This window comes from Actinophytocola sp. KF-1, assembly GCF_054661535.1.
This window is the reverse complement of sequence record NZ_BAAFVK010000008.1, coordinates 400,408-413,137: the sequence shown is the minus strand read 5'-3', so window position 1 is coordinate 413,137 and position 12,730 is coordinate 400,408. Positions and strand designations below refer to the sequence as shown.

10 protein-coding genes are annotated in these 12,730 nt (G+C 73.6%); 6 read left to right on the top strand and 4 right to left on the bottom strand.

Going from position 1 to position 12,730, the window contains the following annotated elements:
* The first annotated feature begins 10 nt into the window (after positions 1–10).
* On the top strand, positions 11–520 hold the full coding sequence (locus ACYQ77_RS25855; protein WP_459715676.1) for a phage tail protein: 510 nt from the start codon (positions 11–13) through the stop codon (positions 518–520).
* A gap of 12 nt (positions 521–532) precedes the next feature.
* Here ACYQ77_RS25855 and ACYQ77_RS25850 read toward each other — a convergent pair whose 3' ends face one another.
* Positions 533–2,635: a choice-of-anchor D domain-containing protein gene (locus tag ACYQ77_RS25850; protein WP_459715674.1), complete on the bottom strand. Its 2,103-nt coding sequence runs from the start codon at positions 2,633–2,635 to the stop codon at positions 533–535.
* 195 nt (positions 2,636–2,830) lie between these two features.
* On the opposite strand from ACYQ77_RS25850, the gene ACYQ77_RS25845 reads away from it, so the two are divergent.
* A complete protein-coding gene (locus ACYQ77_RS25845) occupies positions 2,831–4,150 on the top strand; it encodes a COG1470 family protein (RefSeq protein WP_459715671.1) in 1,320 nt (439 codons plus the stop codon).
* Here the strand turns inward: ACYQ77_RS25845 and ACYQ77_RS25840 are convergent.
* Both ACYQ77_RS25840 and ACYQ77_RS25835 read right to left on the bottom strand, forming a co-directional pair.
* A complete protein-coding gene (locus ACYQ77_RS25840) occupies positions 4,143–4,769 on the bottom strand; it encodes a helix-turn-helix transcriptional regulator (RefSeq protein ID WP_459715669.1) in 627 nt (208 codons plus the stop codon). The genes ACYQ77_RS25845 and ACYQ77_RS25840 overlap by 8 nt on opposite strands.
* 84 nt (positions 4,770–4,853) lie before the next feature.
* Positions 4,854–7,655: a helix-turn-helix transcriptional regulator gene (locus ACYQ77_RS25835; RefSeq protein ID WP_459715666.1), complete on the bottom strand. Its 2,802-nt coding sequence runs from the start codon at positions 7,653–7,655 to the stop codon at positions 4,854–4,856.
* 293 nt (positions 7,656–7,948) lie between these two features.
* On the opposite strand from ACYQ77_RS25835, the gene ACYQ77_RS25830 reads away from it, so the two are divergent.
* From ACYQ77_RS25830 to ACYQ77_RS25815, 4 genes are all read left to right on the top strand, one after another.
* Positions 7,949–9,100, top strand: a complete 1,152-nt coding sequence (locus ACYQ77_RS25830) for a hypothetical protein (RefSeq protein ID WP_459715663.1) — start codon at positions 7,949–7,951, stop codon at positions 9,098–9,100.
* Between the two features lie 31 nt (positions 9,101–9,131).
* Positions 9,132–10,718: a hypothetical protein gene (locus ACYQ77_RS25825; protein ID WP_459715660.1), complete on the top strand. Its 1,587-nt coding sequence runs from the start codon at positions 9,132–9,134 to the stop codon at positions 10,716–10,718.
* 118 nt (positions 10,719–10,836) lie between these two features.
* Positions 10,837–11,232, top strand: a complete 396-nt coding sequence (locus ACYQ77_RS25820; protein ID WP_459715659.1) for a YkvA family protein — start codon at positions 10,837–10,839, stop codon at positions 11,230–11,232.
* A gap of 38 nt (positions 11,233–11,270) precedes the next feature.
* Positions 11,271–11,849, top strand: a complete 579-nt coding sequence (locus ACYQ77_RS25815) for a DUF2231 domain-containing protein (RefSeq protein WP_459715657.1) — start codon at positions 11,271–11,273, stop codon at positions 11,847–11,849.
* A gap of 265 nt (positions 11,850–12,114) precedes the next feature.
* Here the strand turns inward: ACYQ77_RS25815 and ACYQ77_RS25810 are convergent, their stop codons facing one another.
* Positions 12,115–12,624 (bottom strand): DUF1360 domain-containing protein, encoded by a 510-nt coding sequence (locus ACYQ77_RS25810; protein WP_459715654.1) that lies wholly within the window; start codon positions 12,622–12,624, stop codon positions 12,115–12,117.
* Positions 12,625–12,730: the final 106 nt, after the last annotated feature.

Sequence of the window (12,730 nt, the reverse complement as noted above, 5' to 3'; positions counted from 1 at the left end):
GACGGCCGCCATGCGTGGAGCCGCACGAGAGCTCGGCAACCCGTTCCCCCTCGCCGGGTTCCTGCCCGCGGTGCTGCAGGAGGACCCGCTGCTGGAGCGGCTCACCTCGGGGCTCGACGACGTGCTGTCCCCGGTCATCGCGACACTCGACTGCCTCGACGCCTACCTGGACCCGGCGATGACACCGCCGGACTTCCTCGACTGGCTCGGCACCTGGGTGGGCCTCGAGCTGCCCGGCGACCTGCCCGCGGCACGCAAACGCGCCGCGGTGGCCGGCGCGATCGGCCTGCACCGCGGGCGCGGCACGGTCGCCGGCATCCGGGACCTCCTGACCGCGCTCCTCGACGTGCCCGTGACCGTCGAGGACAGCGGCGGTGTCAGCTGGTCCACCACGCCGACCGAGCCCACCGAGGACGAGACCTGGCTGCGGATCACGGCGCCGGGCGCCGACCGGGCGGCGGTCGAGGCGGTCGTCGCCACCGCGGTGCCCGCGCACGTCCCCCGCACCATCGAGACCTGAGTGCCGGGGATGTCAGCGGCGGCCGTGCATGCCCGGCGGCTGGTAGGTGCCCGCGACCACGAGCAGCGGCGCCGACGCGGTCACGTCCGTGCCGGGCACGGCCGCCGTGACCCCGCCGGAGGGCGACGGGCCGACGGTGACCAGCTCGGCCGTGAACCGGCCGGTCTGGTCGGCGCTCACCGGCCCGGTCGGCAGCGCGCTGCCCGTGACGGTCACCCGGTGCCCCGGCGGGTAGTTCGCGCCGGTGACCGTGACGACCCGGCCCCCGGCGACGACGACGGGGTCGAGCGTGACCGCAGGCACCGCGCCGGTCGCGTACAGGGCGATCACGACGGAACCGGGTCCGTCCGTCGTGGTGACGACGAGCGCGCCCGAGCGCGGGCCACCGCCGCGCGGGGTGGCGACGACCGACACCACGCACCGCTCCCCCGGCGCCAGGGTCCGCCCGGTGCACCCGGTCGCGGTGAAGTCGGCGGCGTGCGGCCCGGGGAACGGCGCGATCCCGGTCACCGTCACCGGCTCCGCACCGCCGTTGGTCAGGGTCACCGGCACCGGCGGGCTCGAGGTCATGGGCAGCCGCGTGCCCGCGAAGGTGATCGACGCCGGCTCGGCGGTGAAGGTGCCGGCGGCCGCCGTCACGGACTCGCCGCGCAGCGGCACCCGCGTGGTTCCGCTGCTCGTCGTCACGACCAGCGTCGCCGCGCGCGCCCCGGCGCCGCCGGCGGTGAACCGGACCGCGACGGCGCAGTCGTCACCCTCGTACAGGGTGGCGCCCGTGCAGTTCTCGCCGGGGTGCACCGCGAAGCCGTCGCCCTCGATGCCGACCGCGGACACGCGCAGCGGGCCGAACCCCTGGTGCCGCAACGTGATCGACACCGTCCTGGCGTCGCCTTCCGGCAGCGCGCCGAAGTCCATCTCGGGGGCGGTGAGCACGGGGGCGAAGTCGCGGGCGTACACGTCGCGTCCGCCGTCGGTGTCCGCGGCGGCGAGCTGTTCGGCCGAGTCGAACACCACGGTGACACCGTCGGCGGACAGCGCGGCCGCCGATCCCCCTCCGGAGGGCGCGACCCGCTCCGCGGGCAGCGGCGGCCGGCCCGCGCCTGCCCGGGCCGCGTCGACGACCAGGTCCCGCGCGAGCACGTCGGGTCCCCGGTAGACGAGGTAGCGCCCGTCGCCGGACAGCGCCGGGGCGGCGCCCGCCGCGACCACCCGCCTGCCGGACGGGCCGTCGACGACGACGTTCCCGTCCCGCACCCAGGCGAGCACGCGGCCGTCCCCGGACACCGCGGGCGCCGTCGCCTGCTCGTCCACTTTGGTCATCCGCAGCGGGTGCAGGGTCGCGCTGTACACGGCGGGCACGACCCGCGGCTGCGCGTGTCTCCCGTTGAGGGACAACAGCTTCCGCCCGGCGAGCGCGGGCAGGCAGTACCTGGCGCACAGGTCGGCGGGGAAGACCACCGTGGTCCCGTCGGCCGACACCCTGGCCTGCGCACCGGTGCCGAGGACGTACTCGGCGGCGGGATCGGCGGGGACCAGCTCGGTCGCGGCGCCCAGCTCGCTCAGCGCGCCGTCCTCGTCGCGACCGAACTCGGTCACCATCGTCACCCACAGGCCGTTGGCGCGCTGCCGGGTCCACGCGAGCGTCACGGCCCCGTCGGCGAGGCTCGGTGCGGAGTCGGCGACCCACACGTCGTCGTCGGGCGCACCGGCGCGCAGGCAGCGCAGCTCCGGGGCACGTGCCAGGTCGCACACGACCACCACCGGCACGCCCGGCGCGGCGGGCTCGATGCCGGGCAGGTCGGCCGAGGTGGTGTCGAACGCGAGGTAGCGGCCGTCCGGCGACAACGCAGGACGACGGCTGTCCCCGCTCAGGTCCCCGGTGTCCGCGACCGTCCCACCGCGACGGTCGCGCACGGACACCACCCACCGCTCGGTCCCCGGTGCGAGTGATTCGTAGGCGACGTACCGGCCGTCGGCCGACACCGACGGCGTCTGCCCGTCGCCGGTGACCGACACGAGCTCGGCGGTGTCCGGCGCGGCCGCGGTCGCGGCGGTCGCGGCCACACAGCTCGCGAGGAGGACGAAGGCCAGCAACGGCAACGAGATCGTGCGCACGGGTGACCTCCAGGACAGGCGTCGCGCAGCCCGACCGTACGCCCGCAGCGGCGCCGGTGTCGCCGGTCCGCGGCCAGGTCGTCCCGATCGGGAAAAGCGCGGGGGAACCGTTGCTCGTTCGGGCACGCGGGGTTGCCCGAGTCGTGGGACGAGGACACCACCTCGGTGCGGTGGGCGTGGCCGACACTGGCCGCCATGACCGTCACCGCAGACCTCGCGAGCACGGAACTCACCGTTGCCGCCGGCGAGGAGACGACCACGGACCTGCGCGTCGCGAACCGGGGCGACGTCGTCGACCAGCTCACCGTCGAGGTGCTCGGCGACGCGGCCGGGTGGTGCACGCCCGCACCGGACACCGTCAACCTCATGCCGGGCACCGACGGCACCGTGACCCTCCGGTTCGCACCCCCGAGGTCGTCCGAGGTCAGCGCGGGCCGGATCCCGTTCGGCGTGCGGGTGCGCTCCCGCGAGTACCCGGACTCGTCCACTGTGGCCGAAGGCGAGGTGGCGGTCGAGGGCTTCACCGACCTCGTCGCCGAGCTGGTGCCGCCGCGCCGCAGGGCCCGGCGCAGGGCGCGCTACCGGCTGGCGGTGGAGAACGCGGGCAACCGGCCGGAGGCGGTCGAACTGGCCGCGTTCGACACCGAGGGCGACGAGCTGGACCTGCGGCTGAACCCGCCGGACGTGATCACGCGGCCCGGTACCGTCACCGTCGTCCGGGTCTCGGCCAAGCCGAGGCGGCGGATGCTCCGCGGCGAACCGCGGCCGCACCCGTTCCAGCTCGAGCTGTCCAGCGTCGACGGCCACCTGCCGGAACCGGTGGTCGTCGACGGGGTGATGGTGCAGGAACGCCTGCTGCCCAAGTGGTTGCTGCCCGCCGCGGTGGCGCTCGCCGCCTGCGTGGTCGCGGTCGCCGCCTTCTGGTTCGCCGTGCTGAAACCGACCGTGCAGTCGGTCGCGGCCGAGCAGGTCGCACCCCAGGTGGCCCAGGCGAGCGCGGCGGCAGCACAGGCGGAGGACGCGGCCGCCAGAGCCGACGAGAGCACCGGCGGCGGCACCGACGGCGCCGGCGGTCCGGGTGGCTCCGGGGCGGGAGCGGGCCCCGGCGCGGACGCGGACGCGGCGGGCGGAAGCCCTGCCACGACCACCGGCCCGGCGCGGCCTGCCGGCGAACCGGTGGACTTCCGCGTCGCCACCTCCTCCCCCGCGGTGACCGACACGTCCTACCGGCGCTTCACCTTCACCGCACCGGACCGGCGCGCGATGGCGATCGGGGACCTGGTGCTGCAGAACCCGCGCGGTGACAACGGTTTCCTGCGCATCCGGATCGGCGACGACATCGTGCTGGAGAGCGGGCTCGCGAACTTCCGCGACCTCGACTACCACTACGTCAGCCCGCTGCACGTGGGCGGCGGCGTGCCGGTCGTGGTCGAGGTGAACTGCGTGGCGCCCGGCTCAGGCGCGCCACGCTGCACACCGTCGGTCTCCTTCTCCGGCACGCTGTTCGCTAGATGAAGCCCTCGCGCAGCGCGTACGCCACCGCGTGCGAACGGTTGCGCAGGCAGAACCGGCTCGTGATCCCGTACAGGATGTTCTTGACCGTCCGTGAGGAGTAGGACAGCGACTCGGCGATCTCGTCGGTGTCCAGACCGTCCGCGACGAGCCGAAGCACCTCGGTCTCCCGGGGCGACAGCCCGGCGACGGTCAGCCCGCGCGGCGTGAGCACGTTGTGCTGCAACCGCGAGATCTGCCGCAGGAGCCTGCCGAGCACGTCGGACGGCAGCGTGGCCTCGCCGTTGGCCGCCTTCACCACCAGGTGCGCGAGCCGGGACGGCGTGGCCTCCGCTCTCGGCACCAGCGCGCAGATGCCGACCTCGATCGCCGACAGCAGCGCGGCGTCGTCGAGCGAACTGGTGACCAGGACCGCGTTCCTGCCGCCGAGGCGGTTGAGCTCGCGCAGCTGTCTCAGGGTGTCGGCGTCCATGGCGTCGGCGGCGACGACGAGGACCGTGCCGTCACCGACCCGGTCCCGGTCGACGACGTCGAGCTGGTCCTCCTGGCGCAGCTGGGTCTGCAGTCCGAACTTCGTGATGGCGTCGGTGGCGTGGACGTGCACGGGGATTCGTCGTGACATCGGGCTGTCTCCTAGCGACCGCACGGTTTCGATGGCGGTCCCAGGGTGCGTCCCCTGGGGTCCCTGGCGCCCTGGTGACGCACCCTAGGACCCCGTCGTGTCATTCCCTTGGGCCGTTGGGGTGATCCGCACCGCGGGTCGTCCGGCCAGCCGGTCACAGAGCGCGCGCCGCGTGCCGATGCCGAGCTTCGCGTAGATGTTGCCGAGGTGGTACTCGACCGTCTTCGTGGTGACGTAGAGGCGCGCGCCCACTTCCCGGTTCGTGAGGCCCTGGCCGACCAGCCGGGCGACGTCCCACTCGCGGTCGGTGAGTCCCGCGATCATCTCGCCGGGCCGCCGGGCCACCGCGCCACCCCGGCGCAGGTCCGCGTCGACGCGCTGTACGAACGGCACGGCGCCGAGCCTGCCGAAGACGCCCTTCGCGGTGTCCAGCGCGGTCATCGCGTCCGCGCCCCTGCCCTCCGCGAGCAGACGGCGGCCGTGCTCGTGCTCCAGGAGGGCCGCCACGAACGGTGTCGACGGCCGCTCCGGCTGGCGCAGGAACCGCTCGGCCTCGTCGAGCGCGGCCCGCGTGTCACCCCGCAGGTCGAGCAGCCACGCGGTCAGCCGCGCGACCGTGGCACCCATGTGGGGGACATCCCGTGCCCGCCCGGTCAGGACGGTCAGATGTGCCTCGGCCGCCTCTGCGCGGCCGCTGCCCAGCAGCGCCTCGACGAGCAGCGGCCGCCACCACAGGTCCCACCACAGGTGCGCGCGGTCCTCGCCGCCCGGGCCGTCGACGTCCAGCCCCGGCACCTGCCGCATCGCCGCGAGCATGCGGGCGTGGTCGCCCCGCGCCTGGTGCAGTACCGCGGCCGCGATCGCCGCGTACCGCAGGTCCTGGGGCCCGCCCACCCGCTGGGCCAGCTGCTGCGCGGCCCGCACGTGCTCGGCGGCGGTCTCCCACTCGCCCCGGCCCGCGGGCACGAACACCGACGCCATCCGCCGCATGACCTGGTTCTGCGGCTGCTCGTCCTCCTCGGCGAGGTTGCGCGCCTGCTCCATCACGATCGCCGCCTCGTCCCACCGGCCGCGCTGGTAGTGCCCGGCCGCGAGGTAGCAGTACGGGACGGTGCCGCTGATCACGAACGTGCCGGTCCGCTGCCTGCGCACCACGTTCTCCAGGTCGACGGCGGCCTGCTCGTGGCGCCCGAGCATGGTCAGCACCGCACCGCGGCACGCGAGCGAGTCGAGGTGCGCGGTCGACACCGCGCCGGGGTTGCGCGGCAGGTCGGCGAACTCGTCGAGCGCCGCGGCCATCCCGTTCAACCGCGCCGTGCCGGTCGCGAGCAGCACCCGGGTGTAGTCGTGCAGCATGACGGGCAGTTCGCCGATGGACAGCGCCAGCCGCGCGGCCTCGACCGACTCCTCGACGCGGCCGCCCCACGTGTGCGCGCCGGCGAGACCCGCCGCGGCGGTCGCGCGGATCCACTTCGGCACCCCCGGCGCCGCGCCGAGTTCCAGCGCCTCGGCGAGCCAGCGCTGCGCACCGGGCCAGTCGCCGCGCACGAGGAGTGCCGTCATCCCGAGCGCCAGGGAGCGCAGCGCGGAATGGCCGCACTGCTCCATTGTGGACCACAACGGCGCGACGGACCGGCGGTCCCTGCTGAACAGCACCTGGACACCCGCGGTCAGCAGGCGCCGCTCGCTGTCGGCCTGCTTGGGCGACAGGTCGGCGGCCCACCGCAGGTACCTGGCGGCCAGGCCGTGGTGCGCTGCCGCGGCCTGCTCCTCGGCCGCGGCCTCCAGCTCCCGCGCCAGCGCCTCGTCCGGCTCGCTCGCCGACGCGACGCGGTGCGCCCAGGACGCGCCGCGGTCCACGACGGACGCGGCCCGCTCGTGCAGGACGCAGCGCCGGTCCGGCGGGAGCCCCGAGTAGATCGCCTCGCGCTGCAGGTCGTGGGCCATGCCGACCGGGCTCGACGGCTCCTGCGGCCACCACCGCGTGAGCCCGGCGTCGAGCGCGGGCCGCAGCGCCTCGGCGGGCCGCGGCACGCCCGCGACGTGGGCGGCGCGGGCGAGCGGGCCGGGCGTGCCGAGCACCGCGAGCGCCTCGACCAGCTGCTGGCTGGCGGCGGGCAGCCGGTGCACGGTCGCGCGCACGGCCGACACCAGCGAGAGCGGCATCGAGATCCTCCTGCCGCGCAGCTCGTCCGCGGGCACCTCGGCGAGCAGCGTCCGCAGGTACAGCGGGTGACCGCCGGTGAACGACCGCAGCCGCTCCGCCGCCGCGACGGGCAGGTCGTCACCGACGACCACCCGGGACAGCCGGACGATGTCGGACGCGGCGAGCCCGGCGAGCTCCATCGTCGTGGCAGGCGGGCCGGCCCGGAACAGCCTGGTCAGCAGCCCGGCCACGCGATCGTCCACGGTGGGCCGCGTGACGATCACGACCATGACCTGGTCGGCCCAGACCCGGCGGAGCACGAAGCCCAGCGCCTGCAGCGAGGACACGTCGGCCCACTGCGCGTCGTCCACCACGAGCACGACCGAACCGGTGGACTGCAGTGTGCCGAGCACGTCGAGCAGCTGGGCGCCGACGGCGAGCGGGCTCGCGTCCACCGGCACCGACCGGGCGAGCAGCGGGTGGCCGGCCCGGACCGCGGCGGGCACCCGCCGCACGAGCTGGTCGACCACGCCGTTGTCGACCACGGTCTCCGTGACGTCCGCGGTGGCGCTGAGCACGGTGAAGCCGGTCAGGTCCGCCATGAACCGGCGCACCATCGTGGTCTTGCCGATGCCCGCGACGCCGCGCACGCACACGACCTGCGGCTGCCCAGTGCGCACCTTGGCGGCCATCTCTGCCAGACGGTCGAGTTCGGACTCCCGACCCACGAAGTCGGCCATCGCACCACCCGCAACCCGCGCCCCGGCCCGAGCGGACCGCGCCGCATGACGACGGTATCCGCCGAAGACCCCGCCGTCTGCGAAAACCCGGACCTTTCACTCTTCCGACTGGTCAACGACGGGCACCGGTGCGAGATGCGCGATCCGGCACATTTCGCGCAATCGTGGTTGCCCGATCGCTTGACCGGACTTACTCCGCGTGGTCGTCCGACCGGCCGATGCTGGGGCGTGCACGGCCGCGAGCCCGTCCTCAACGGTCCGGGCGGTGGCTCCACAACGGAAGGACGCCAGAGATGGAACAGGCAGAAACCGTCGTGCTCACGACGGTGCGGCATCCCGACAGCGCCACCGCGGAGAAGTGGTTCGCCCTGCTCTGCCGCGCGTACCGGCAGGTCGAGGCGGCGGGCACCCGATCGGTGCCGGAGGTGCTGGCCGCCATCCGTGCGGAGTGGACGTCCGATTCGGACCTGGAGGCGTTCCAGCGCGCCCTCGACGGGCTGTCCTCGCCGTGGGAGACGCTCGGCAAGCTGGTCGAGTACGACACCCGGCTGCCCGCGGAGTACGCGGCGGCCGTCCAGGCCGCCGCCGCCCAGGCGCCCGCGCCGGTGGACCCCGCGGCCTGGCACCGCTTCTTCGCCGAGCACGGCCCGCGCTGGAACGGCACCGAGCAGGCGTGGGACCAGTTCCGCACCTGGTTCCTCTACCAGGCGGGCCAGGCAGGCGTCACCGCCGCCGCCACCGGCTTCCTCACCGAGGCCGAGAACGGCGAGAAGATCGCCGTCTTCGCCCGGCACGGGGTGCGGATCGCCCCTCCGCAGACGGCCGATCCGGCCGCCTGGCACCGGTTCTTCGCCGCGCACGGTCCACGTTGGAACGGCACCGAACAGGCGTGGGACCAGTTCCGCACCTGGTTCCTCTACCAGGCCGACCAGGCAGGCGTCACCGCCGCCGCCACCGGCTTCCTCACCGAAGCGGAGAACGGCGACAAGATCGCCGTCTTCGCCAGGCACGGCGTCACGATCGCGGCGCCGGCCGCGGCCGCACCCGCCGCGCAGGCACCGTCCGCCGAGGACGGTCCCGGCGACGCGGCCGGTGACGAGCCGGCCGTGACCGAGCTGCGCTGGGTGACCGCCCAGCAGATCGAGAGCCTCGGTGAGCTGGAGGAGACGCTGGGTCCCTGGGAGTCCTGGCTGCCCGAGGAACTCGACGGCAGGATCCCCGGCTGGACGGCGCTGTCGCCGGACACCCTCGTCGAGCGGCTCGACGCGATGATCCCGTTCCTCGTGCTGCCCGCGGCCGACGCGCTGGAGGACGTCGCGACCGACATGACGGAGAAGCTCCAGCAGCTCGCCCAGGACGATCCGGAGGTCGCGGAGCTCCTGTCCGAGATGGACCGCGAGGAACTCGGGGAGCTCATCGAAGAGGCCCTGACGCCGCAGAACTGACCCACGCGCGAGCACCGAAACGGAGAAGCAGATGACCGCAGGCACGGCGGAGAAACCGAAGAAGCTGGGCAAGACGGCGGAGAAGCAGGCCGCGCGCCAGAAGGTCCTCGACTACATCAGGAACGACGTGTCGAACATCGACGTCGTCTACCCCGTCACCGTGATCAAGTCGTTGAGCCGCCTGGTGACGGTCAAGGTCTCCGACTCCGTCGAGAAGAAGCGGGAGAAGGCCAGGCTCGAGAAGCTGACCAAGGAGTACAAGGAGTCCGGCTCCTCGGTCCCGTACAAGTACGTCCGCAACGTCAGCGCCGACATGAAGCGCGACTTCGCGGGCCTGGAGAAGGTCTACCACATGTTGCGCGACAACATCAGGGCCTGGACCAAGCTCGAGCTGATGCGGTTCACCGAGCACGGCAAGGCGGCCACGGACATGGCCGCCCTGATGGTCGACTCGCTGTACAAGGAGTCCGTCGAGGTCTACTCCGACTGGGACAAGCTGATCAAGGACAGCACGGGCCTCGTCGCGAGGGGCAAGAAGCTGTTCCCGGGCGAGAACCTCGACGAGGTCCTCGTCGCCGCCATCGACACCGAGTTCGACCTCGCGTGGTACCTCCTCGAACAGCGGGCCACCAAGGCGCTGCGCCGCGGCGAGCGGGACGTCAAGGCCATCGAGGTGCTGATGAACAACGCGCTGGAGTTCGAGGGGTTCAAGGCGGTGGCCATCGCCGACCCGGGGAAGGCACAGAAGCGGGTCAAGGACGCGAACCGGGTGGCCACCCAGTTCCTGGCCGCGTCCCAGACGGCGTCCGAGTGGGTGCCCTCGAGCGCGGGCACGATCCACGGTTCGATCAACGCCATGGCCGAGGCGGCCGTCGCCTTCGTCTCGAAGGTCAGCACGGCGGAGGTCAACGACCGGGCGGCCAAGAAGATCATGGCGGACCCCAAGCTGCGCGCGGAGGCCCTGCAGAAGCTCAACGACAACAAGCTGCTCGTGGCAACGTACCTGAAGGACAAGTACATCGCCAACCTGGAGTACAACCTCAAGATGCTGTCGCCGCTCACGTACGGTGGCACGCTCCTCATCCAGGTGGGTCTCGACGCGACCGGCGCGGGCGCGGTGGCGGGCCCGCTCGTCAGCCAGGTCTGGCCCGCGCTGAAGGAAGGCCTCGTCGCGTTCGTCAGGGGCATGCAGAACGCCCGCATCGAACGCGCCGCGGAGGAGCACGGCATCGACATCAGCGGCGCGCGGGGCGACGTCTACGCCGCCACCAAGAAGAAGGTCGACGACTGGCAGGAGAAGGCCTGGGGCGACATCGCCGAGTTCCTCGGCGTGCAGAAGGAGAACAAGTTCGTCAAGCAGGTCGAGGACGCGCTGAGCAAGGTGGCGGCCACCTTCGCCCAGGACGCGGACGACACCGCCAAGCAGAGCGCGGCCAGCTTCCTCAGCGCGCCGGGGATGATGACCCAGGTCGCCGGCAAGTTCGCGTCGTTGTTCATCGAGAAGATCATGTCCGAGCTCAAGGTGAAGTCCGCCCAGGTCGTCACCGGCGACGACATCGTGGCCCACGTCGCCAGGAACACCAACACCATGGACAAGGTGTTCGCCGACCTCGCATGACCCGGTGCCCGGTCACCCCGCACGGGGGTGGCCGGGCCATGGCCACCGGCTGCTACGTTCAGGGTGTGACAGGTGCGCCGGCACGTCGTCGCACCGCCGAACACGTGGGTGAGCGCTGATGCCCGGCTGGCTCCAGGCGATCCTCATCGCGGCCGGCGTCGTCCTCGCGTCGTGGGTGGTGCTGGTCGTGCTGGCCGCGCGGCTGCCACCCGGCCTGGCCCGCGACCTCGCCCGCTTCCTCCCCGACTGCGTCACCGCCGCGCGCCGCCTGCGCCGCGACCCGCGCGTCCCCCGCCGCGCCAAGGTCGCCGTGGCCATCGCCGCCGTCTGGGTCCTGTCCCCGATCGACCTGATCCCGGAGTTCCTGCCGGTCATCGGTCCCCTCGACGACATCGTCGTGGTCGTCATCGTGCTGCGCTACGCCGCCCGCAGCGTCCCGCGCGAGGTGCTGCTCGAGGCCTGGCCGGGCGATCCGCGGCTGCTCGAGCGCCTCATCGGCCGATCCGGCGGCTGACGTGCGGTGAACCGGCGCGGAGCGGGTAACCGGCCGGTATGGACCTGCACAACCTGCTACGACGGTTCGAAGACCTGCGCGGCCTGGACGGCGCCGCCGCGGCGGTCGCCGGTGCCGTGCGCACGGCGCTCCGCACGACCAGGACGAACGCGGCCCTGCGCGGCAAGTGGCTCGGGCACCCGTTGCACCCGCTGATGGTGACCGTGCCCATCGGGGCCTTCGTCGGCACCGCGGTGCTCGACATGGCGCCCGGCACCCAGGACGCGGCGCGGAAGCTGACCGGCCTCGGGCTCGCCGCGACCGCGCCCACCGCGCTGCTGGGCCTCGCCGACTACGCCGACCTCGACGAGCGGCAGCGCCGCGTCGGCGTCGTGCACGCGATGACGAACACCGTCGCCGCGGCGCTGTTCACCGGCTCCTACGTCAGCCGCGCCCGGGGTGCCCACCGGCGGGGCACGGTCCTGAGCGCGCTCGGGCTCACCGTGCTCAGTGCCGGCGGGGCGCTCGGCGGGCACCTGTCCTACGCACAGGGCGCCGGGATGTTCCGCTGGCAGAAGCCCGACGACGTGGTGCGGGCGACGACGCCCCGGCCCGCCGCCGCGCAGGCCGGGTCATGAGGGCGTGCGGACGAACCCGCTCGCGAGACGGGGCGGGACCGGCCGCCGATGAACGGCGCGAACGGGTGGCATCGCCCCAGCTCGTGCGCGAAGGCCTCGGCGTAGGCGGGGTCGCCACCGGTGCAACGCGTGGCCCGCGCAGGCACCGGCGCGCACGCTGGTCACCAGGTGCCTGAGCCACGCCTCGCTCCTGCCGCGCGTGGTCCTCGTCGTGGAAGAACCGGGTGGCGTCCGGGGTGCGCCGAAGTGCCCGAGGGCGCACCCCTCACACGGATTTCTTCGCGCTGTCGTAGAGGATCTGCAGCATGTCGGAGACCGCGATCGCCGTCAGGGCGGTGCTGACCAACCGCGTCACCTTCGGTGCGAACACCAGGCCCGCGGTGAGCCCGCCGGCGATCCACACGCCGAGGCAGAACGGGCACGTGAGCAGCTCGCCGATCGTGTGCCGGGCGCCGTGGCCGCGGGCGGACTCGTTGACCTCCGCCTCGCCGGCCGGCTCCCGGTAGGTGGTGAACGGCGCCCGCAGCGGGCTCGTCACCGATTCCTTGCTGATCAACCGGCTCGCCTTGTGCGTGGCGAGGCACACGAGCACGGTGTCCTGCACACCGAACCGCGCAGGCAACCGGACACCGCGGGCCCGCCCGACCGCGCTCGCCAGGCCGACGAGTCCCGTGTAGCCGCCGAGCACTACCGAGTACGCGAGCAGCGGCCGGTCCTGCTTTCCCGAGTACCGCTGCCGGAGCCGCCGCCCGTTCCGCCGGATCCGGTCTGCCACGCTGGTCACGTTCGCCACGCCCGCTGGCTACCCGGTCCGGCGCCGGCTACACCGCCACTGCCGACGGACACCGGGCGGCTCGGTCCCGGGCGCTCCGCGCGTGCCG